The following is a 21,616-nucleotide window of genomic DNA, read 5'->3' as shown; positions in this document are numbered from 1 at the left end:
CTCATCAGGTCCATCATCGGCCGGGGGCGGCGTCGGTGGCGAGGTGGTCGTCGAAGCGCTCCAGGTCGCTCGACAGGGCGTCGTAGACCGACGACCGGGAGTTGCGCAGGTAGAGGGCGTAGCCGATGCCGCCGACGAGCGCCGCGACCAGCAGCCACGGCAGCGAGTTCACCGCCCTGGAGTCGGATCCGGCGACGATCTCGAAGTGCTTGAAGGCGAGCGCGACGGCGAAGCACAGGCCGAGGAAGCCGAGCCCGGGCGCGATCAGGGTGGAGCCGATCCGCGGGTCGTTCTTGCGGCGGAAGTGGACCACGATCGACAGCGCGGCGAGCGCCTGCAGGACCAGGATGGCCAGGGTGCCGAAGCCGAGCATGCTCGGGACGACGGTCAGGATCGGGTCGGCGCCGGCGATCGCGAAGATCACCGCGACGGTGACCGCGAAGGCGGCCTGCACCGTGCTGGCGACGTACGGCGCACCGCTGGGCCCGGTCTTCGAGAGCACCTGCGGCAGGATCCGCGCCCGGCCCAGCGAGAAGATGTAGCGGCTCGAGGAGTTGTGGAAGGCGAGCATCGCGGCGAAGAGGCTGACCAGCAGCAGCCAGTTCATGACGTCGGTCAGGAAGCCGCCGATGTAGGTGTCGGCGAGGCTGAACACCAGGTCGCCGGTCGGCAGGTGCGCGATCGCGGTGTCCTGCGCCTGCGCGACGCCGGTGGCGCTGACGACGGCCCAGGTGGTGACGCCGAGGATGACGCCGATGAGGGTGATCGCGACGTAGGTCGCCCGCGGGACCGTGGTGAGCGGGTTCTTCGCCTCCTCGCTGAACAGCGAGGTCGCCTCGAAGCCGAGGAAGCCGGTGGCGGCGAGCAGCAGGCCGATCGAGAGCGAGCCGGAGGTGATCGAGTCGAAGGAGAACGCCGAGAAGGAGTAGCCGTCCTTGAACAGCACGGCGACGTCGAAGACGATCAGGATCGAGGTCTCCAGGACCAGCGAGACGCCGAGGATCTTCGAGCTGAAGTCGACGCCGCGCAGCGCCATCAGGTAGCAGACCGCGATCGAGGCCAGGCCCCAGAAGAGCCAGGGCATGTCGAGGCCGGTCTTGTCGGCGATCACGATCTTCATGAAGAAGCCGCTGGTGCCGATGGTGCCGACGACGAAGAAGTTGTAGCCGAGCATCGCGATGAAGCCTGCGGCGAGGCCGGCCGGACGGCCGAGGCCCTTGACGACGAAGGCGTAGAAGCCGCCCGCGTTGACCAGCTCGCTCGACATCTTGCCGTAGCCGATCGCGAAGAGCAGCAGGACGACGGCGACGGCGAGGAACGCGAACGGCGTACCCCCTCCGTTGCCCAGGGCGATCGCCAGGGAGGCGACCACCACCATGCCGGTCAGCGGCGCGACCGCTGCCAGGACCAGGAAGACGATCGCCCCGACGCCGAGCGCATTCCTGCGGAGTGTGGTGTTGACGGTGTCCGACATCGGGACTCCTTCGCTGTACGCGCGGCCGGGGCCGGCGGTGCCCGGCAACCCTTTCGCCGGATCGTTCGGATCCGTACGATAGCCGCAATGTGACCCACGGCACCAGACCCCCGGAGGAGGTTTTCCGAAGAATGTTTGCCCCCAAACGATCTCGGCAGACCGAGGTCATGGCTACGCTGACCTGCATGCCGGACCGCCACACGCTCGAGGAGACCGAGCGCGCGATGAAGGACCACGTGGGCGCACTCCCCCTGGACTTCGCCGCCGCGAACGCCCTGTCGAACCTGTTCCGCGCCGCCAACGCGGTGCGCAGCGAGCTGACCAACCGGGTGCTGCGCCAGCACGACATGACCTGGACCGGGTTCGTCGTGCTGTGGGTGGTCTGGATCTGGGACGGCATGGAGACCCGTCACGTGGCCGAGTCGGCCGACATCTCCAAGGCCACCCTGACCGGCGTCGTGAAGACGCTCGAGGCGCGCGGCCTGATCGCGCGCGAGGGCGACGACAACGACCGTCGCCTGGTCCGGCTCCGGCTGACCCCCGAAGGGATCAGCCTGATGGAGCAGCTCTACCCCGAGTTCAACGCGGTCGAGTCGGAGATCATCAGCCAGCTCTCGGACCGCAAGGTCACCACCTTCACCAAGACCCTGCGCGAGGTCGTCAACGCGGTCGAGGGCCAGGACGCGGACTAGGGCCGCCCCTGGACCAGCGCCCGGTCCCGCGCCGCGTCGACCAGCGCACGGAACAGCCCGGCCTGGGCCGGGTCGGTGGCCGCGGTGTCCTCGGGGTGCCACTGGATGCCGAGGTACCAGCCCTGGGCGCCGGCCAGCTCCACGGCCTCGATGACGCCGTCGGCGGACTCGGCGACGGCCCGCAGGCCCGCGCCGGGACGTCCGATGCCCTGGTGGTGGTAGCAGGAGATGCTCGGCGAGGTCCCGACGATGCCCGCGAGCAGCGAGTCGGGCTCCACGGCGATCTCGTGGACGACGTGGCGGTGCGTGCGCTCCCCCAGGTCCTGGATCAGGTCGCCTCCCAGCGCCACGTTGACGACCTGGTTGCCGCGGCAGATCGCCAACAGCGGCAGGCCGGTGCCGAGGGCGTGGCGGGCGACGGCGAGGTCGAAGGCGTCCTGCTCCTCGTCGACGTCGTACTCCGTCGAGTGCGCCTCCTGGCCCGCCCACCGCGCGGCCAGGTCGCCCCCGCCGGGCAGCAGCACGCCGTCGGCGTACCAGAGGCGGGCGGCGACCTCGGCGTCGTCGACCTGCGCGCCCGGGGCGACCGGGTGCACCACGAGCGGCTCGCCGCCGGCGGCGTACACCGCCTCGGCGAGAGCGCGGGCCGTCACGTCGGCGCGGTAGCGCAGCGCCGACGCGGACTCGGAGAACCGCGCCGGGACGGCGATCAGCGGGCGGCGGCTCATGGCGCGACCAGGGCGGGCAGGTGGTCCTCGACGAAGCGCGTGTCGCGCTCCCAGGCGGCGGCGAGCTCGATGACGCCCGCGTCGTCGTGGTTGCGGCCGATGACCTGCAGGCCGATCGGCAGCCCGGAGGAGCCGAAGCCGGCCGGCATGGCCAGCGTCGGGGCGCCGAGGAGCGTGCCGATGGCGGTGACCTCCATCCAGCGGTGGTAGCTGGACATCGGGACCCCGTTGACCTCGGCCGGCCACTCGAGGTCGGCGTCGAAGGGCATCACCTGGGCGGTCGGGAGCAGCACGTAGTCGTACTTCTCGAACAGCACCCGGAAGGCGTTGTAGAGCCCGGTGCGCTTGACCGAGGCGTTCCAGACGTCGAGGCCGGTGAGCGCGGGGTTGCCGTCGGCGCCGCTGAGCAGGCCGTCGATCTCGTAGACCGCCTCGGGCTTGAGGTAGGGCCGCCAGGCGGGGTTGTCGTAGACGGGCTTGTTCAGGCCGCCGCTGATCCAGTGCCGGAACACCAGCCAGGTCGGCCACAGGTCGGCGTTGCCGGCGAAGCCGGGGCCGGCCGGGAGGCCGTCGAGCTCGTCGACGGTGGCACCCAGCGAGCGCATCCGCTCGACCGCGGCGCCGGTCACCTCGAGCACCTCGGGCTCCATCGGCAGGTAGCCGCCGAGGTCGCCGAGCCAGGCGATCCTCGCGCCGCGCAGGGACGAGCGGCGCACCTTCGCCAGCGGCTCGGGGTCCTGCTCGATGGCGAGCGGCGCCCGGACGTCGTACCCGGACATCGTGGCGAGCAGCAGCGCGAGGTCGCGGGCGTCCCGGGCGATCGGGCCCTCGGTGCCGCCCTGCTGGACGAACTGCTCGTTGCCCGCACCCGGCACGCGTCCGTACGACGGACGCAGGCCGAGCACGTTGTTCCATCCCGGCGGGTTGCGCAGCGAGCCGAAGAAGTCGCTGCCGTCGGCGACCGGGAGCATCCGCAGCGCGACGGCGACGGCCGCGCCGCCGCTGGAGCCGCCGGCGGAGCGGGTCTGGTCGTAGGCGTTGAGCGTCGTACCGAACACCTTGTTGTAGGTGTGCGAGCCGAGACCGAACTCGGGGGTGTTGGTCTTGCCGATGAAGATCGCGCCCGCGGCGCGGACCCGCTCGACGAAGAGGGAGTCGGCGGCGGCCGGCGGCGCGGCGGGGACGCCGGGCCGGCCGAAGAAGCCGGCCGAGGTCGGCAGGCCCTTGACGTTGGCGAGGTCCTTCACGGCCTGGGGGAAGCCGTGCATCCAGCCCTGGTAGGTGCCCTCGGCGAGCAGGGCGTCCTTCGCGGCCGCCTCGGCGAGCAGCTCGGCGCGGGGGCGCAGCGCGACGATCGCGTTGACGGACGGGTTCACCGCGGCGATGTGGTCGAGGTAGGCGGTCATCACCTCGACGCAGGTGACCTTGCGGCGCCGGATCGCTGAGGAGAGCTCGGCGGCTGACCACCACACGATGCGGCTCAGGTCGGAGGGTCGCTTCACAGCAGGCCACGCTACGTCGGGCACGGCTTCGGCAGGCCCACCTGTCGAGGCGAGGGCGCCGAGCGCGACGCCGGCGGCGGTGGCGCCCGTCACGACGGTGCGGCGGGAGAGGTTGGCCATGGAGAGTTCGTCCTTTCGACCCTTCACCAGAGATCGTTTTGGTACGAACGATCTTTGTTCGGGTCCGAACGTAAGGTGGCGACCATCACCTCCGCAAGCCCCTTCCCGCCTGTCGGACCACTCACCCGGGACCCTTGCCAGCCCTCCCCGGGGTCTCTACCGTGAGGAGCCGAACCAACCTGTCCGTCACCGTGGGGGGGAGCATGGACGCACCCATCGGGGCGAGCGCCCCGCACCCCGTCTCGGACCGCCTGATCGACCTCCTCGGCGACCTGGCCGCCCTGGCCACGCCCGACGAGGCGACCACCGCCGCGCCCCGCCTGCTCGAGCGGCTCGCCGGCGACCTCGGCGCCGCCGCCTGCCAGCTCGACACGGCCCTCACCGACGCCGACGACCCGCAGGCGCCCTCCTTCCAGACCGTCGCGAGCGTGGGCTACTCCGCCGAGGTCTCCCAGCACCTGTGCGCCGACCTGGCGCCCTCGCCGCACGGACGACGTGTGCTCGCTGCGACCGGCGGACTGCGCATCGACGAGGACGACCCCTACGACTTCCGCCGCTCCGCGCACTACCTCGACGTCCTCCACCCGGCGGGCTACGACGACGGCATCTCCCTCGCGCTGCGCGACTCCAGCACCCACCTGGTCGGGATGCTGCACCTGTCCGCCCGCAGCACCCGCGACTTCGCGCCCGAGCTCACCGGCGCGCTGCCGCCGCTCGGCCGCGCCTTCGCCCGGCTGACCACGGTCGCGACCTGCTCGACCCCCGACGTGACGCTGCCCCGGGAGTACGCCGTGGTCCGGCTCGACGCCGCCGGCCGGGCCACGCCCGTGGTCGGCCGCGCGCCGCTGCACGCCGCACTCGACGACGAGCTGCTCGGCATCATCCGATCGATCCTCGGCAGCGGCACCCGCTTCGCGACCTTCCTGCACCAGCAGGCGGGCCGGCTGATCGAGGTCCGGGTGCACTGCCCGTCGGGCCGGGCCGCGATGCGCCAGCCCTGCACCGTCGCCACCCGCCCCGCCGCGTCCACCCTCGGGCTGACCCTGCGCCAGCTCGAGGTGCTCACCGCCGTCGCGACCGGCGCCGGCAACCGCGAGATCGCCGACGAGCTGTGCCTGACCCAGCGCACCGTCGCCGCCCACGTCGAGGCCATCCTGGCCCGGCTGGGCAGCCCGTCGCGCGCGGGTGCGGCCGCCAAGGCGACCGCGGCCGGTGTGCTGCTCCCGTCGGCCGACCCGGCGTCGGTCCGATCGCTGGCGCGGGTGCTGCAGCAGCCGATCGCCTGACGGACGCCCCAAGACTGGCATTTCTGCCAATGACCCACGTCACACCGCGGTCCCACGATTGCGGGACCGCGCCGGAACCACCGGCGCCGTATCCCCGGGAGGCGCGATGGCGACCGGCTACCTGTACCACGAGCTCTTCGGCTGGCACGACACCGGAACCAACGCGGGGCTCTTCCCCGCCGACCACCGCGCCGGCATCCAGCCGTTCCAGCACTTCGAGAACGCCGAGACCAAGCGCCGCATCCACGAGCTGGTCGTCGTCTCCGGCACGATCGACCACCTCACCCGGCTCGAGCCGCGCAAGGCCACCGACGAGGAGATCCTCGCGGTCCACACCGAGGAGCACCTCGCCCGGATCAAGGCCGGGAGCGAGCAGCCCAAGGGGGGCGACTCGGGTGACGGGCTGAGCCCGTTCGGGCCGGGCGGCATCGAGATCGGGCGGCTCGCCGCCGGCGGCATGATCGAGGCGACCACGGCGGTCGTCGAGGGCCGGGTCGACAACGCGTACGCGCTGATCCGGCCGCCGGGACACCACGCGGAGCCCGCCACCGGCATGGGCTTCTGCATGTTCGGCAACCTCGCGATCGCGGCCCGGGCGGTACGTCGTACCCACGGCGTCGAGCGGATCGCGATCCTCGACTGGGACGTCCACCACGGCAACGGCACCCAGAAGACGTTCTGGGAGGACCCGAACACGCTGACCATCTCGCTGCACCAGGACCGGGTGTTCCCGCCGGACTCCGGCTTCGTCACCGAGCGCGGCGAGGGCGCGGGCTTCGGGTACGCCGTCAACGTGCCGCTCCCGCCGGGCACCGGCACCGGCGGCTACCTCGCCGCCTTCGACCGGGTCGTGGCACCGGCGGTCGACCGGTTCCGGCCGGATCTGATCCTGGTCGCGAGCGGCTTCGACGCCAACGCGACCGACCCGCTGTCGCGGCAGGCGCTGACCAGCAGCAGCTATCGCGCGATGACCGAGCGACTGCTCGACCTCGCGGCGACGCACTGCGAGGGGCGGCTCGCGATGAGTCACGAAGGCGGCTACAACCCGGTCTACGTCCCCTTCTGTGGCCTGGCCGTGATCGAGGCGCTCGCCGGCGTGACCGAGCCGCTCACCGACCCCTACGAGCCGATCTTCGGCGGCATGGCCGGGCTCGAGCTGCAGCCGCACCAGACCGCCGTCATCGACCAGGTCGTGCCCCTCCTCGACGACATCCACGCCGGCGTCCGCGCCGGTTCGTGACCCCTCCACCCGATCGGAGCACCACCATGAACGCAGTCGTGAAGAAGTCCGTCGACCGTCGCAGCTTCCTCGCCTGGACCGGCGGCATCGGGGCCGCCGTCCTCGCCTCCGCGTGCAGCGCACCGTCCAGCACCAAGGCCTCCGGCGACAAGGTCGCGAAGTCCAGCAAGGACGTCGACACCGTCGCCTGGGACTACCCGTTCACCTTCCTGCCCGTCTACGCCGGCGTCGCCAGGTTCGCCAAGGAGCGGGCCAAGGAGAAGGGCGTCTCGCTCGAGCAGACCAACGACAACGGCAAGCCGGACGTCCAGGCGTCCAACCTGGACACGCTGATCGCCAAGAAGGTGCCGGCGATCGTGTCCTTCCCGATGGTCTTCGAGGCCCTCGAGACCCAGGCCGCCAAGGCGCTGTCGGCGGGCATCATCTGGGTGACCTACGGCGGCACCCTGAAGAACCAGAGCGCCTCGATCACCTTCAGCTTCGAGGAGGGCGGTCGCAAGCTCGGCGAGGACGCGGCGGCCTGGGCCAACCAGGCCCTCGGCGGCAAGGGCAAGGTGGCCTTCCTCGTCGACGACACCATCCAGCTGGGCATCGAGCGCACCAAGGGCATGATCGACGCCTTCACCAAGGCTGCGCCGGACATGGAGGTCGTCGGCCGCGAGCAGGCGATCGACCCCGACACCGCGCTGACCAAGACCAAGGCGATCCTCGCCAAGCACCCCGACGTCAACGTCATCCTCGGCATCACCGACGGTGCGGCCTTCGGCGGCTACAAGGCACTCGTCGAGTCGGGGCGCTCGGAGACCGACGCGAAGACCTACGTCGGCGGCCAGGACGGCGACCTGGGCTCGCTCGAGCTGATCAAGAAGGGCACCTTCTACCGGGCCTCGGCCGCGCTGCAGCTGCGCGACATCGGCAACGCGGTCATCGACGTACCGCTGGCGGTGGCCGACGGCAAGAGCGACGCCGAGGCCAGCACCGACGTACCGATCACGCTGGTCAAGCAGGGCGACGCGCTGCTCGACGAGATCATCGCGCAGTACGGCTGAGCGGGACGGGACAGGTAGTCGGTCATGACACTGCGGGTCACCGGGCTCCGGAAGTCCTTCGGCGGCGTGCACGCGCTGCAGGGCGTGGACCTCACCATCGAGGCCGGTGAGGTCCACGCGCTGCTCGGCCACAACGGCGCGGGCAAGTCCACCCTGATCAAGGCGCTGGGCGGGGCGTTCCACCCCGACGGCGGCACCATCGAGGTGGGCGGTCGCAGCCATGCGGGGCTCACCCCGCGGCAGTCGATCGACGCCGGCATCGCGATCATCTTCCAGCACCTCAGCCTGGTCGACTCGCTCTCGGTCGTCGACAACATCTTCCTCGGCCAGGAGCACCGGCGCCTCGGCCTCGTCGACCGCAGCAGCCAGCGGGAGGCGGCGCGCCGCCTGCTCGACCGGCTCGGGGCGACGTCGTCGGTCGACAGCCGGGTCGGCGACCTGCCGATGGGCCAGAAGCAGCTGGTCGAGATCGCCAAGGCGCTCTCGCGCGACCCGGTCGTTCTCGTCCTCGACGAGCCGACCGCTGCCCTGTCCTCGCACGAGATCGGCGCCCTGGAGCGCACGGTCCGCTCGCTGCAGGAGCAGGGCCTGGCGATCTGCTACGTCACCCACCTGCTCGGCGAGGTCGAGCGGCTGGCCGACCGGATGACGGTGCTGCGCGAGGGGAAGGTGCACGTCGCGACGTCGCTGGAGGGCAAGACCCGCCGCGACATCATCGAGGCGATCGCCGAGCCGCCCGCGGACCTGCCGCCGGCCGGCCCCGTGCACGACGCCGATCCCCCGCAGCTGCGGGTCAGCGGCCTCACCGGCCCGGGCATCGGCCCGGTCGACCTCGAGGTCCGGCCCGGCGAGATCGTCGGTCTCTACGGGCTGATCGGCTCCGGTCGCACCCGCACGCTGGAGATGATCTTCGGCCGGCGGGCCCGGCAGGGCTCGATCACCGTCGGCGGCCGGGAGGTACGACGGGCGACGCCCCGCGCCGCCCTCGCCGCCGGCCTGGCGCTGGTGCCCGGCGACCGCGGCCGGCAGGGCCTGTTCGCCTCGCTGAGCGCGCTCGACAACGCGCTGCTCCCGGCGCAGGGGGTGCTGTCCATGTTCGGGCTGCGCCGGCGACGGGCCGAGGCCGAGGCCTTCGAGCGGCTCGCCGCGTCGCTGGCCGTGCACCCCGCGACCCCGAACGCGCCGGCCCGCGCCTTCTCCGGCGGCAACCAGCAGAAGCTGCTGCTCGGTCGCTGGATCAACGGCATCCTGCCCACCACCGTGCTGCTGCTCGACGAGCCGACCCAGGGCGTCGACGTACGGGCCCGCCACGAGATCTACAAGGTGGTGCGCACGATCGCCTCGGAGCGTCGTACGGCGGTCGTCTTCGCCTCCACCGACCCCGAGGAGATCGTCGCCCTCGCCGACCGCGCGCTGGTCATGCAGGACGGCCGGGTCATCGGCGAGCTGGCCGGCGACGCCCTCGACGAGGACGCCCTCCTGCACGCGGTCCACCAGGCCGACACCGAGATCCAGACCGACCTCCAGGAGCACCTGTCATGAACGCCTCCCTCAACCTGCGCCAGCTCGCGCGCTACCCGCTGATCCCGGTCATCGTCGCGATGGCGATCGGCTTCGAGCTCGCGACCGGCAGCTTCGTCGGCAGCCAGAACCTGCTCGGGATCGCCACCGACAGCGCGACCCTCGCGATCGTCGCGGTGCCCTCGGCGCTGCTGGTGATCAGCGGCTACCTCGACCTGTCGGTCGGCTCGACCTACGCGCTCGGCGCGGTCGCCGCCGGCTGGCTCGCCTCCGAGCACGGCGGCAGCCTGCTCACCTGCGTGCTGCTCTCGCTGCTCGCCGGGCTGGCGGTCGGCGCGGTCAACGGGTTCCTGTGCTGCGTGGTCGGGCTCTCGCCGTTCATCGTCACCCTCGGCACGCTCACCGCCGTCCGCGGCCTCGCCCAGCAGTTCGCGCCGCTGCCGCTGACCAGCTTCGGCGACTCGTTCGCGTGGCTCGGCGGGGCGAAGGTCGCCGGGCTGCCGTCGCCGGTCGTGATCGCGCTGGTCGTGGTGCTCGTCGCCGGGGCGATCCTGGCGCTGACCCCGGTCGGGCGGCACATCTACGCGATCGGCGTCTCCCGCGAGGCGGCGTACCTCTCCGGCGTGCGGGTCCGCACCGTCCCCTTCGCCCTCTTCCTCGCCACCGGCGCCAGCGCCGCGCTGGCCGGCGCGATCAAGGCCTCGGTGCTCGGCGCCGTGCAGTCGGGTACGGCGGGCAGCGGCTTCGAGCTCGCCGTGCTGACCGCGGTCCTGGTCGGCGGCGTCGCCCTCACCGGGGGCTCGGGCACGCTGTTCGGCGTGGTGCTCGGCGTGGCCTTCCTCGGCATCCTGCAGAACGGGCTGACCCTGGTCGGCGTGCCGACCTTCTGGCAGCAGGTCGCCCAGGGTCTCGCGCTCGTCGTCGCGGCCGGCCTGGCCTACCTCGCGCCGCGGCTCGAGGCGTTGGCCGCGGTGCGGCCCACCGCTCCACGCCGGCCGCTCGCCGAGGCCGCGACCACCTGACCCTCTTCCACGAAGCGAAGTCTGTTTTAGAATCTTCGCGTGGACCTCGAGACCGGTGCCGTCGCGATCGGCGTACTCGCCGACCCGACCCGGCGCGCCCTCTACGAATACGTCGCCGGGCAGCCCGACGCCGTCGGACGCGACGCGACCGCCGCGGCCCTCGACATCCCCAAGCACACGGTGAGCTTCCATCTCGACCGGCTGGCCGAGGAGGGCCTGCTCGACGTGGAGTTCCGCCGGCTCAGCGGGCGCAGCGGGCCGGGGGCCGGACGGCCGAGCAAGCTCTACCGGCGCGCGACCCGCGAGTTCGCGGTCACCCTCCCGCCCCGGCGCTACGACCTGGTCGGCGACATCCTCGCCGCGGCGGTCGCCCGGGCCGGCGCGGGCGAGGACCTCGACGCGGCGCTCGCCGCGTCCGCGCACGCCGAGGGGCGGTCCGTGGCGGGCGAGGCCTCCGGCGTGGCCGCTCATCCAGGGCTGTCCGACCTCGCCGCGGTGCTCTCCGGCCAGGGCTACGAGCCCTCCGTCTCACCCGAAGCGGTGTGCCTGGCGAACTGCCCCTTCGACGCGCTCGCCCAGAAGCACACCGCCCTCGTCTGCGGCCTCAACCGGTCCTTCGTCCAGGGCGTCGCCGACGGGCTCGGCTGCACCGGTGTCACCGCCCACCTCGAGCCCGACCCCGGGCACTGCTGCGTGACCGTGCGGACCGATGGACAAGCACCCGGCAGCGGAGAATGATCGCGGCATGGCCATGTTCGAGGTGGCGGACGCCTACATCAGCTTCATGGGGAGGTTCTCCACTCCCCTCGCGCCGCTGTTCGCCGACGTCGGCCTCGCCGGCGTCGGCGCGTCCGCGGCCGTTCTCGACGTCGGGTGCGGTCCGGGGATGCTGACCGCCGAGCTCGTACGACGACAGGGCGCCGCCCGGGTCGCCGCCGTCGACCCGGTCGCCACCTTCGTGGCCGCCGCCGCTGCCGCCCACCCGGATGCCGACGTACGCCGGGCGTCGGCGGAGGACCTCCCCTTCCCCGACGAGTCCTTCGACGCCACCCTCGCCCAGCTCGTCGTGCACTTCATGTCGGACGCTCCTGCCGGCCTTGCCGAGATGCGGCGCGTGACCCGCCCCGGCGGCCGGGTCAGCGCCTGCGTGTGGGACCACGGCGGCGGCACCGGCCCCCTGTCGGCATTCTGGCACGCCGTCCTCGCCGTCGACCCCACCGTCACCGACGAGGCAGCGCTCCCTGGATCCAACGCCGGCGACCTGGCCGCGCTGATGGTCGCCGCGGGCCTGCGCGAGGTCACCGAGGTGCCACTGACCGTCACCGTCCCGTTCGCCACCTTCGACGAGTGGTGGGAGCCCTACACCTTCGGGGTCGGGACTGCCGGGGTCGCGTTCGACGCACTTTCTCCCGAGCAGCAGGAACGGGTGGTCGACCTCCTCCGCACCGAGCTCGGCGACGGGCCGTTCACGATGTCGGCGACGGCGTGGGCAGGGTCCGGTGTCCGCTGACGGCTCCGATCCCGGACGGGCCGCGCTCGACCGCTGGATCCTGTCCGGTGGCCACTGGGAGGTGGTCAGCGAGCGGGACGGGCTGGCCACGATCGCGCTGATGACGTGTGACGGCGGGCAGGAGATGGAGCGGGTCGTCGTACCGGTGACGGGGGTGCCGCACGGCTGAGGTCCGTCGTCAGTCCTCGTCGATGAGCAACTCTCCGTCGGCGTCGCGGTGCTCCGTCGGAGAACCGTCCGAGTTCCCGGCGTGCCGGACGTGCCAGAGCAAGAAGACCTCCACCGCGCCAGCCTAGGCACCCGGGACTACGCCGGTCCCTCAGCTCCCGGATGTCAGGCGGCGCGTGGTTGTGCTGGTCGGTAGACGATCCCTGCCTTGCGGTGGTCGTCCAGCGTGCGTCGGGGTGGTGGGGTCCAGACGGGGTGTCCGGTGTCGGGGTCGATGTGGACGACCCAGGGCGTCTGGTGGATGAGGACGTGGTGGTGGCGACACAGCATCACGAGGTTGTCGAGGCTGGTGGGGCCACCGTCGGCCCAGTGGACGACGTGGTGGGCATCGCACGCCAGCGGCATCCGGGTGCAGCCGGGGAACGCGCAGTGCCGGTCCCGGATGAGCAGTGCCGTCCAGATCGCCGCGGTGACCAGACGTTGGGCGCGGCCGACGTCGAGCACCTGACCGTGCGCGCCGAGGACGCCGGGGATGATCTCGGCGTCACAGGCCATCCGGCGTACGGCGGTCGCGGAGAACCGGGCACCGGTCGGGGTCTGCCCGGGGTGGGCCAGACCGGCGTCGATGACCTTCTGTTTGAGTGAGTCTTGGTCGATGAGCACCACTACACGGGGCTTGGCACCGTGGTCACGCGGTAGCTGGTCGTCGGTCGCGGCGAGCCGGTCACACACGTCGACCAAGGCGTCCCACAACCGGGCACCGGCCTCCCTCGGGTCGCGACCGTCGTGCCCACAGCCCGGGGTCAGGCAGGCCGCCGCGGTGGCGACACCGTCCTCGTCGAACATCGCCTGGCCGGGTCGGCGGTTCACGCCGCCACACGCACCGGGCTCGGTGGTGACGGGCGCTGCGAGGGGGTGGAGGGTGGCCTTGATCCTCTCGGCGTCCTCCGCCGTGCCGTAGCCCTTGACCCTGACCCCGCCGTGGCCGTCCTCGGCGAACGAGAGGTGCCGGGCGTGGTGGGCGCCGCGTTCGGCCTTGGCCTTCTCCTTCTCACTGTTCACGACCGTGGCGTCGGGGTCGAGGTCGCGCACCACGTCACCGAACGCGGTCTGCAGATCACTGGCGTCGTGGCCATGGGTGTCGACCAGGTCGAGCATCCGTGCGGCGACAGTGGTGCGGAACTCGTGCACCCGGGGCAGGGTGTGGACCTTGGCCGCGATCGCCCGAGCCTGGGGTAACGTCACCCGTCCGGTCTCGAGGGCCGCTTGGACCTCGGGGAGATCACGCAGCTGCTCGACGGTCCGGACCAGCCCACCACCGGTGCCCTTGTGACCACCGGTCAGGTGGGTCAGGAAGTCCTTGACCGACGCCCACCCCAACGGATGTAGCGCGTCGGTCGCTTCGAGCCGGTCGATCCCCCGCAACAGGGCGGCGTCCAGGAACGACCGTGCCGCGACGATCGACTCCACCACCGCCACCGCCTCCGGGCCCGTCACACTGTCCCAGCTCCAACCGGCCAGCTCCGCAGCACGCTCGACCACAGCAGTGGCCTGGTCGAGCGCCCCGGGAGAAGACATGCGCTCATTCTACTCGAACATGTGTTCGAACACAAGGATGCCCGAGCCGTCTCCTTGTGATGTCTCAAGACATCGCGTGGAATCCTTGGGACGTGCCCTTCCCGGCGGCGGTCGATCCAGAGATGGTTGGCAAGTACCCGGCCCGTGCTCATGCGGGCGGCGGCTACGCGTGGGACGAAGTTCTGGAGTACCGCGTCTGGTGCTATCTGGGCCGGGGCACCGAAGACGTCGCCGACGAGGACGACTACTTCTACGCGTTCGGCACCTACGAGGAGGCGAAGGCAGCATCCGCGAGGTTGGTCGGAGCCAAAGAGCCGCTGGCCCTAGTGCGACAAGTTGAGTACATCGACGAAACTGAAGCCGGGGACTACCGGCACGTCAGGCAGGAGCGGGTCACCGAATGGCCGGTCGAGTTCTTGTCCCGACCGAACCGCGACGATCGCACCATCCCAGAGTTCCTCGCCGTCGATGCGCCGCCCAACCGACTCGCCATCTTGCGTGGCGAGGCACCTCGCCCCACGGCATAGCCCGACCCCGCTGATAGGCGTTGAGCGAAACGCGGCATGATCGGGCGCTCCGCCCCGACAGCAGCAGTAGCTGCGGGATCAGATCGGGCGCGCGTTGTTCGCGAGAAAGGCGAACCCGTCCTGATCGGCCGCCTCGAAGTCGAAGTCGACGCGGTCGCCGGGCTTCAAGGTCTTGAAGCCCGGCACATCAACGGCGCTGAAGTGAGCCCAGCATCCCCCCGGCGTCTCGGGCGAATCAAAGACGCCCCAGCCCTCCTCGTCATGCCACAGGCGAACTGTTCCCTGGACTCTCATAGCGTGAGCCTAGGCGACCGGTGTACGCGCGTCCCATGACCAGAACTAGCCCCGATATCGGCAGATCCGGTCACCCAACCGGCCACCTCGTCACGAAGCCGCGCCTCCCTCGATCTCCTCCTCCACCGGGTCCGGCAACGTCCACCGGTCCCCACGCCGCGGGTGGATGAACCCGAAGTAGTAGGCGACCCCGACCGCGACCGTCACGAGCCCGATGACCAGCTGGGACGGCGCGTCCCGGCCGACCTCGACGCAGACGTAGACCATCCCCGCGACGAGCAGCACGGGCGGGAGCGGCCACAGGGGCATCCGGTAGCCGCGCGAGGAGGCCGCGCCGGGCCTCCGCAGCCGCAGGGCACACGCGCCGACGACGAGGTAGACCAGGGCGACCGAGGCGCCGGTGGCGGTGATCAGCCACGACAGCGGGATGACCACGGCGGTCAGGGTGGAGAGGGCGCCGACGAGGAAGGTGGCGTTGACGGGCGAGCGGAAGCGGGGGTGGATCCGGCCGAGGACGTCGTCGACGGGGCCGGGCCAGGAGCGGTCGCGGGCCGAGGCGTAGACGAGTCGGGCGATCTGGATGATCACGGCGATGACCGCGTTCACGATGGCGAGCGCGATGCCGACGCTGACGGCGGTGTTGAGGGCCGAGCCACCGCGCTCGAGCAGGAAGTAGTTCATCGGGGCGTCGCTGCCGAGCAGCGCCTCCATGCTGGGGGCGCCGATCACGACGGCGGCGAGTGGGACGATCTCGACCAGCGCGGTCACGACCAGCGAGACCAGGATGACCCGGCCGATGGTGCGGTTGGCGTCCTTGGTCTCCTCGACGTAGTAGACCGCGGCGCCGTACCCGTTGAACGCGAAGAGCGCGACCGGCAGCAGCGCGATGATCGCGGCGACGCCGACGGTCTGGAGACCGTGGTCGCCCGCGGTCTGCGCGGAGAGGAAGGCGCCCGGGCCGCGCTCGGGGTGCAGGAAGCCGAGGACGGTGAGTACGACGAGCGCGAGCAGCTCGGTCGCGAGGAAGACGCCGGTCACCCAGGCGTTGGTGCGGATGTCGAGAGCGGCGACGACCGTGGTCGCGACGATCACGACCGCGCCGACCCAGACCCCGTCGAGCGCCGACCAGGCGGCGCTCAGGTAGTCGCCGGTGCCGAGCGCGATCACGGCGATGATCAGGATCCCGTTGACCATCGTGAGCATGAAGGTGCCGAACCCCAGGGGACGGCCGAGCAGGCGGGCGGCCCAGGTGTACTCGCCGCCGGTGACCGGGTACGTCGCGGACAGCTCGGCGTAGCAGATGCCGACGAGCACCGCGGCCAGCGCCGCGAGCCCGAGCGTGAGCACCGAGGCGCCGCCCACCCCCAGCAGGATCGCCGGGACGATGATGAAGACGCTGGAGGCCGGCGTCACCGACGACAGCGTGATGAGGATGTTCTCGCGCATCGACAGCGATCGCGCGAGCTCCTGCTCGTAGCGGCCGGCGGAGACGGCCTGGTGCAGCTCGGACATGGCACCCCTTTCTTTGACGCTGAATCAAAGAACTGATTGGATACCGCTGTCAATAGGCAATCTGTAACCTCTGCATTCCTGACGCAGCGTCAGGAAGAGCAGCGAGGAGGCACGGGGTGGCACGGTTCAAGGACCAGGAGCAGCGGCGCGACCAGATCGTGGCGGCCGCCCTCCAGGTGCTGCGCGAGGTCGGGGCCGCCGGCCTGAGGATCCGCGACGTCGCGGCGCGCGCAGGCGTCTCCACCGGCACCGTGCACTACTACTTCGACGACGTGCAGGGCCTGCTCAACGAGGTCCACGCCCGGGCTCGCAAGCGGTTCTACGACGATCGGCTCTCGCTGGTCACCCAGTACCCCGACGCCCGCGACAAGCTGGTCGCCACCATCCGCGGCGGCCTGCCTTCCTCCCCCGACGACGACCTGGTCGGCGCGCTCTACCAGCTGGACGGGCACCTTCGGCTGCGCGAGGACAATGCCGACCTGTTCGCCGCCCTCTACGACACCCAGGTCGCGATCTACGTCGGCATCCTCGAGGTCGGCGTGGCCCAGGGCCACTTCGCCCTCACCTCCGAGGCCACCGACATCGCGCAGAACCTGGTCGCGCTCGAGGACGCGTACGGCGAGCACATCGTCATCGGCATCCGCTCCCTCGACTATGACCGCACCGTGGCGCTGATCTGCGGGTACGCCCGCCTCGCCACCGGCTGCGCCGACATCCTTCCCGAACGAGAGGTCATCCGTGCCCACTGACCAGCCCCGCGCCCGCGACCTGCTCACCCTTCCCGGGCGGCCCGGCCCGCACAACGCGATCACCGACGTCCCCGGCGTCACCGTCGGTCTCGAGACCCTGGTCAGCGGGACCGCCGTACGCACCGGGGTCACCGCGATCCTGCCCCGGGGGCGTGACGGCGTCGGCGAGCCGTGCGCCGCGGCGTCGTACTCCCTCAACGGCAACGGCGAGCTCACCGGCACCACCTGGATCGAGGAGTCCGGCGCCCTCACCATGCCGGTCCTGCTGTCCAACACGCACGCGGTAGGCGCCTGCCACACCGGCGTCGTCGAGTGGGTCAACGAGGTCCACCCGCGGCTCGCGGCGCAGTGGCTGCTGCCGGTGTGCGGCGAGACCTGGGACGGCTACCTCAACGACATCAACGGCGGCCACGTCCGCCCCGAGCACGCCCGCGCAGCGCTCGACGCCGCGACCGCCGGACCGGTGCCCGAGGGCTCGGTCGGAGGCGGCACCGGCATGAACTGCTACGCGTTCAAGGGCGGCACCGGTTCGGCATCGCGCGAGGTCGACTTCGCGGGTACGACGTACACCGTCGGTGTGCTGGTCCAGGCCAACTTCGGCGATCGCCGCGAGCTGGTCGTCGCCGGTACGCCGATCGGCCAGGTCCTCGGCGAGGACAACCCGATGGAGGACTCGGGCTGGTTCGTCCGCGACCTCGGTCTCGCGGCCCCCGCCTCCTCCGGGACGCTGCCGGGTGGCGCCGGGTCGGTGATCGTCGTGGTCGCCACCGACGCGCCCCTGCTCCCCCACCAGTGCAAGGCGCTGGCCCGGCGGGTGCCGCTCGGCCTGGCCCGCACCGGCACCGCGGGCGGGCACTTCTCCGGGGACATCTTCCTGGCCTTCTCGACCGCGCCGGCGCCCGGACTGCGCAGCCAGCTGTACCCGCCGCCGACCGAGCTGGCCGAGCAGCAGGTGCTGCCCTGGGGTGCGATCGACCCGTTCTACACGGCGGTCGTCGAGGCCGTGGAGGAGTCGGTGCTCAACGCGCTGGTCGTCAACGAGGAGATGGTCGGGCGCGACGGGCACCGCACGCCCGCGCTCCCCCACGCCGCCCTCGCCGACCTGCCGGCCGCCCTCACCGCGCGAGGCCGATGACTTCCGCGGGACGCCGCGGTCAGTAGAGGCATGACCGCTTCCAGCGCCTTCGACGGCTCCACCAGGCTCGAGGCCTGATGGTCCTCCAGCGCCGGGTCCAGTCGGTGCTCGACGAGCTCGTCGGCTCCGGGGCGGAGACCGGGCTGCAGGTCGCCGTCCACCATCGCGGCCAGCCGGTCGTCGAGGCCGTCGCGGGCGTCGCCGACCGCCGGACGGGACGCCCGGTGGCGCCGGACACCCTGTTCTTCAGCTTCTCCACGGGCAAAGGCGCGTCGGCCCTGATCGGCCATCTGCTGGTCGCCCGCGGCCTGATCGGCTACGACACCCGGGTCGCGGACGTGTGGCCGGGGTTCGGGGTGCACGGCAAGGAGGCGACGACGCTGCGCCACGTCCTGACCCACACCGCCGGGGTGCCGGCGATGCCCGACGGACTCGGGCCGGCGGACCTGGGCGACCCGGAGCGCGTCGCCACGGCGATCGCGGCGGCCGAGCCGCGGTGGCGCCCCGGCGCCCGGACGGGCTACCACTCCTACACCTTCGGCTTCCTGGTCGGTGAGATCGCCCGCCGGCTCACCGGCCACTCCATGGGGCGGCTGCTGCACGAGTGGGTCGCCGCGCCGCTGGGCGTGCCCGGCGAGCTGCGGTTCGGCGTACCCCCGGCCGATCTGGCCCGGCTGGCCCACCTCGAGGATGCCGCACCACCCGACGAGAGCGCGTCGTGGGAGCTGCGGCCGACGGCCGGGCTCGGCAACGACCCGGCCCTGCTCACGGCGGACGTCCCGTCGGTCGGCACCTTCACCGCACGCGGCCTGGCCACCATGTACGCCGCGATCCTCGACGGCCGGTTGATCTCAGCCGACCGGCTGGCGCGGCTGTCGGAGGTCGCCTTCGAGGGGACCGACCAGGTCTTCGGCAACCGGGTCCGCCTCGGGCTGGGCTACCCGCTGCCAGTGCTCGGCTGGCCGGGCGGCGGTGGCAGCCGCGCCTTCGCCCATCCCGCCACCGGGACGTCGTTCGCACTCACCAAGAACCGCCTCGTTGCCGACTTCGGCACCGCCGAGCGCCTGGTCCAGGTCGTGACCGAGGGACTCCGCGGACGGGTCAGCTGACGACGACCGGCGGCGTGGTCGCGTCGCTGCTGCCGACGCAGGTGATCCGGTAGGTCCCCGGCTCGCCGGCCACCCAGGTGACCTCGGCGGTGAACCGCAGCCCGCGGTCGCGCCGCCACCTGATCGTGGTCGATGCCGAGGAGTCGTCGGCGACCTGGCGCCAGCCGTCGCCGTCGCGCCGCTCGACGCGCAGGTACGTCGGCCGCAGCACCGCGTTGGGGTGGTCGGTGCGGAAGGTCGCGACGACCGTCTCCCCGACCGAGGCCGTGGCGGGCGAGGTCAGCACCACCGTGGGACCGGAGCGGGCCAGCCGGGGCGAGCCGACGGGGAGGGTCCAGCGCAGCCGGCGGGGCGCGGGCGGCATCCCCGGCGCGAGGGGCTGTCCGGTGCGCAGGGCACCGGCCAGCTCGACGACCGCGTCGGTCAGCACGGCCAGCTCGTGGCGCCCGAAGATCGTGGAGCCCGCCTCGTAGAACTGCTCGTCGTACTCCTCCGGCGTGGTGACGTAGTGCCCGTAGCCGTTGGCATAGCCCTGTAGCACGACGTCGTCGACGTCGACGCCGAGCTCGGCGGCGACGGCGCGCCGCAGCCGCAGCCCGGCCACGACGGTGACCTCGAACGGCAGGCACACCAGGTGGAGGTGGCCCCACCGGACCAGCTGGAGCAGGTAGGTCTCCTGCACCCAGCGCAGGCTGCCGACGGGCAGGAGCAGGTCCTTGGGCGCGTGCGCCGCGGCGAGTGCGGGGCGACGCCGGTAGAGCCGCCGGCTGAGTCGCGCAGGCACCGGGTTGCGGCGGCCCTCGTCGAACAGCGGTGAGCCGGGGCCGTCGGTGAGCTTGCCGGCCGCGAAGCTCGCGCCCAGGATCGCCCGCCCCGTGCGGCCCGGCGCGGCAGCGCGCTCGGCGAGCCGCACCCACCGGTGCCGTACGTCGACCAGTGGCGCCACCTCCACGCCCGGCTCCGAGGCCAGCAGGCGCGCGGCCGCCAGCTGCCGCTCGCCGATGATCCGGGTGTTCTCCCGCTCGTCGGTCGTCGGGCCGGTGGCCGGCTGCAGCCCGAGGTTGGGGCTCAGGTCGCCGGCGTTGGTCTGCGCGAACGCGGTGACCAGGTCACCGTCCCGCTCCCACTGGTGCGCGGCCCAGCCTTTGTTGTCGGCGCTGATCAGCAGGTTCCTGTTGGACATCGAGGTGTTGTGGACACCGAACCAGCTGATCGCGCCTGCCAGCTCGCCGTCGCGCTCCAGGCGCAGCAGGGTCATCCGCGGGTCGATGCCGTCGGGGAACAGCGCCCGCTCGTGGGCCGGGTCGCGCTCGAACGCCGCCCGGGCCCGGTTGGCGCTCGCGTCGTGCAGCTCGCCGCGGGTGAGCCGCAGTGTCGTCGGGGCCAGGTCGGCATCGGCGCGGGCGATCGCCTCGACCACGCCGTCGACCAGCCGCGCGAAGGTGCGCGGCCGGAAGCCACCGGTGGTGATGTTGTAGAGCACGTCGTGGCCGTGCCCACCCGGCCCGCAGTGGGTGTGGGTGGCGGTGAGGACGACGTTGCCCGCGCCGTAGGCCGTGCCGAAGCGGTCGGCGAGGCTCGCGTGGATCGCGGCCACGGTGGCCTGGAAGAACATGCCGATGTCGGCGACGACGTACGCCGTCCGGTGCCGGCCGTCGTCGAGGACGAACGCGCGGGCGTACTGGCGCGACAAGATGCCGCAGGTGCGCTGGTCGGGCATCCCGTAGCCCATCATCCCGACGCCCCACGGCTCCCCGGTGACGTCCGCGATGCCGCGCCCGACCAGCCAGCCAGCAGCGGTCACTGCCTCCTCCGGACGGCGTCGCGCAGCGCCTGCTCCGGGTCGACGCCCTCGGCGCGGGCCTCGGCGACCAGGGCCAGCAGCCGCTCGCCGAGGTCCGCCGAGTCCGCCGCCACGTCGACCGGGAGCCCGGCCCGCTCGCGCCGGGCGAGCGTCTTGTCGGCGTACAGCAGGGCGGGGAGGGCGGCGGGCAGGTCGCCAGGAGCCGCGCGCTCGGCGGCCTTGATCCGCTGCCAGCGCTCGTCGACCTGCTCGGCGGTGAGATCACCGGACTCGTTCCCGAAGACGTGCGGGTTGCGACGGCGCATCTTCTCGGTGATGCCGCGGGCGACGTCGTCGAGCGTGAAGTCGCCGCGCTCCTCGGCGATCACGGCATGGAACACCACCTGCAGCAGCAGGTCGCCGAGCTCCTCGGCGAGGTGGCCGAACTCGCCGCTCGCCTCGGCCTCGTCGATGGCGTCGACGGTCTCGTAGGTCTCCTCGAGCAGGTAGCGGACCAGCGAGCGGTGGGTCTGCTCCTGCTTCCACGGACACTCCGCCCGCAGCCGCCGCATCACGTCGACGAACTCGGCGACGGCCCCGTCCGCCGGCTCGGACAC

21 protein-coding genes are annotated in these 21,616 nt (G+C 72.1%); 13 read left to right on the top strand and 8 right to left on the bottom strand.

Annotated elements, in window-relative coordinates; genetic code table 11:
- Positions 1-13: 13 nt before the first annotated feature.
- Positions 14-1,474, bottom strand: coding sequence for an APC family permease (locus tag FBY23_RS08595; protein ID WP_141797772.1), 1,461 nt, complete (start codon positions 1,472-1,474; stop codon positions 14-16).
- A 185-nt stretch (positions 1,475-1,659) separates the two neighbouring features.
- On the opposite strand from FBY23_RS08595, the gene FBY23_RS08590 reads away from it, so the two are divergent.
- Positions 1,660-2,166, top strand: coding sequence for a MarR family winged helix-turn-helix transcriptional regulator (locus FBY23_RS08590; protein WP_141797771.1), 507 nt, complete (start codon positions 1,660-1,662; stop codon positions 2,164-2,166).
- On the opposite strand, the gene FBY23_RS08585 is transcribed toward FBY23_RS08590, so the two are convergent.
- Together FBY23_RS08585 and FBY23_RS08580 are read right to left on the bottom strand one after the other, a co-directional pair.
- Complete coding sequence (locus FBY23_RS08585; RefSeq protein WP_141797770.1) at positions 2,163-2,894, bottom strand: gamma-glutamyl-gamma-aminobutyrate hydrolase family protein; 732 nt, start codon at positions 2,892-2,894, stop codon at positions 2,163-2,165. The two genes, FBY23_RS08590 and FBY23_RS08585, sit on opposite strands and share 4 nt — an antisense overlap.
- Positions 2,891-4,516, bottom strand: a complete 1,626-nt coding sequence (locus FBY23_RS08580) for an amidase (protein WP_141797769.1) — start codon at positions 4,514-4,516, stop codon at positions 2,891-2,893. Before FBY23_RS08580 ends, FBY23_RS08585 begins: the two co-directional genes overlap by 4 nt.
- Before the next feature lie 203 nt (positions 4,517-4,719).
- Between FBY23_RS08580 and FBY23_RS08575 the strand changes: the two genes are divergently transcribed.
- From FBY23_RS08575 to FBY23_RS08540, 8 genes are all read left to right on the top strand, one after another.
- Positions 4,720-5,802 (top strand): LuxR C-terminal-related transcriptional regulator, encoded by a 1,083-nt coding sequence (locus tag FBY23_RS08575; RefSeq protein ID WP_141797768.1) that lies wholly within the window; start codon positions 4,720-4,722, stop codon positions 5,800-5,802.
- 106 nt (positions 5,803-5,908) lie between these two features.
- Positions 5,909-7,042, top strand: a complete 1,134-nt coding sequence (locus FBY23_RS08570; RefSeq protein WP_141797767.1) for a class II histone deacetylase — start codon at positions 5,909-5,911, stop codon at positions 7,040-7,042.
- A gap of 26 nt (positions 7,043-7,068) precedes the next feature.
- Positions 7,069-8,091, top strand: a complete 1,023-nt coding sequence (locus FBY23_RS08565) for a sugar ABC transporter substrate-binding protein (RefSeq protein ID WP_141797766.1) — start codon at positions 7,069-7,071, stop codon at positions 8,089-8,091.
- Positions 8,092-8,115: 24 nt separating this feature from the next.
- Positions 8,116-9,633, top strand: coding sequence for a sugar ABC transporter ATP-binding protein (locus FBY23_RS08560; RefSeq protein WP_141797765.1), 1,518 nt, complete (start codon positions 8,116-8,118; stop codon positions 9,631-9,633).
- Positions 9,630-10,634, top strand: coding sequence for an ABC transporter permease (locus tag FBY23_RS08555; RefSeq protein ID WP_141797764.1), 1,005 nt, complete (start codon positions 9,630-9,632; stop codon positions 10,632-10,634). The genes FBY23_RS08560 and FBY23_RS08555 overlap by 4 nt, the downstream gene beginning before the upstream one ends.
- A gap of 39 nt (positions 10,635-10,673) precedes the next feature.
- Positions 10,674-11,372, top strand: a complete 699-nt coding sequence (locus FBY23_RS08550) for a metalloregulator ArsR/SmtB family transcription factor (protein WP_141797763.1) — start codon at positions 10,674-10,676, stop codon at positions 11,370-11,372.
- A 7-nt stretch (positions 11,373-11,379) separates the two neighbouring features.
- A complete protein-coding gene (locus FBY23_RS08545) occupies positions 11,380-12,144 on the top strand; it encodes a class I SAM-dependent methyltransferase (RefSeq protein WP_141797762.1) in 765 nt (254 codons plus the stop codon).
- The gene (locus tag FBY23_RS08540; RefSeq protein ID WP_141797761.1) at positions 12,134-12,313 is read left to right on the top strand and encodes a hypothetical protein; all 180 of its coding nucleotides are present in this window, start codon (positions 12,134-12,136) and stop codon (positions 12,311-12,313) included. The genes FBY23_RS08545 and FBY23_RS08540 overlap by 11 nt, the downstream gene beginning before the upstream one ends.
- A 164-nt stretch (positions 12,314-12,477) precedes the next feature.
- Here FBY23_RS08540 and FBY23_RS08535 read toward each other — a convergent pair whose 3' ends face one another.
- Positions 12,478-13,890 (bottom strand): HNH endonuclease signature motif containing protein, encoded by a 1,413-nt coding sequence (locus FBY23_RS08535; RefSeq protein ID WP_141797760.1) that lies wholly within the window; start codon positions 13,888-13,890, stop codon positions 12,478-12,480.
- A gap of 92 nt (positions 13,891-13,982) precedes the next feature.
- Between FBY23_RS08535 and FBY23_RS08530 the strand changes: the two genes are divergently transcribed.
- Positions 13,983-14,417: a hypothetical protein gene (locus FBY23_RS08530; RefSeq protein WP_222117773.1), complete on the top strand. Its 435-nt coding sequence runs from the start codon at positions 13,983-13,985 to the stop codon at positions 14,415-14,417.
- 78 nt (positions 14,418-14,495) lie between these two features.
- On the opposite strand, the gene FBY23_RS08525 is transcribed toward FBY23_RS08530, so the two are convergent.
- Both FBY23_RS08525 and FBY23_RS08520 read right to left on the bottom strand, forming a co-directional pair.
- Entirely contained in the window at positions 14,496-14,711 is a 216-nt protein-coding gene (locus tag FBY23_RS08525) for a cold-shock protein (protein ID WP_141797758.1), read from the bottom strand.
- A gap of 90 nt (positions 14,712-14,801) precedes the next feature.
- A complete protein-coding gene (locus FBY23_RS08520; RefSeq protein WP_141797757.1) occupies positions 14,802-16,223 on the bottom strand; it encodes an APC family permease in 1,422 nt (473 codons plus the stop codon).
- A 116-nt stretch (positions 16,224-16,339) separates the two neighbouring features.
- On the opposite strand from FBY23_RS08520, the gene FBY23_RS08515 reads away from it, so the two are divergent.
- From FBY23_RS08515 to FBY23_RS08505, 3 genes are all read left to right on the top strand, one after another.
- Entirely contained in the window at positions 16,340-16,972 is a 633-nt protein-coding gene (locus FBY23_RS08515) for a TetR/AcrR family transcriptional regulator (protein WP_141797756.1), read from the top strand.
- Positions 16,962-18,107 carry a P1 family peptidase gene (locus FBY23_RS08510; protein ID WP_141797755.1) on the top strand — a complete coding sequence of 382 codons (1,146 nt, stop codon included), beginning with the start codon at positions 16,962-16,964 and terminating at the stop codon, positions 18,105-18,107. Before FBY23_RS08515 ends, FBY23_RS08510 begins: the two co-directional genes overlap by 11 nt.
- A gap of 77 nt (positions 18,108-18,184) precedes the next feature.
- Positions 18,185-19,216 (top strand): serine hydrolase domain-containing protein, encoded by a 1,032-nt coding sequence (locus FBY23_RS08505; protein ID WP_141797754.1) that lies wholly within the window; start codon positions 18,185-18,187, stop codon positions 19,214-19,216.
- Here FBY23_RS08505 and FBY23_RS08500 read toward each other — a convergent pair.
- Both FBY23_RS08500 and FBY23_RS08495 read right to left on the bottom strand, forming a co-directional pair.
- Positions 19,209-21,020, bottom strand: a complete 1,812-nt coding sequence (locus FBY23_RS08500) for a neutral/alkaline ceramidase (protein WP_260805828.1) — start codon at positions 21,018-21,020, stop codon at positions 19,209-19,211. The two genes, FBY23_RS08505 and FBY23_RS08500, sit on opposite strands and share 8 nt — an antisense overlap.
- Positions 21,017-21,616, bottom strand: a complete 600-nt coding sequence (locus FBY23_RS08495) for a MazG family protein (RefSeq protein ID WP_260805827.1) — start codon at positions 21,614-21,616, stop codon at positions 21,017-21,019. Before FBY23_RS08495 ends, FBY23_RS08500 begins: the two co-directional genes overlap by 4 nt.

It is taken from the genome of Nocardioides sp. SLBN-35 (genome assembly GCF_006715725.1).
Lineage (GTDB): Bacteria > Actinomycetota > Actinomycetes > Propionibacteriales > Nocardioidaceae > Nocardioides.
This window is presented reverse-complemented; position numbering and strand designations above follow the sequence as displayed.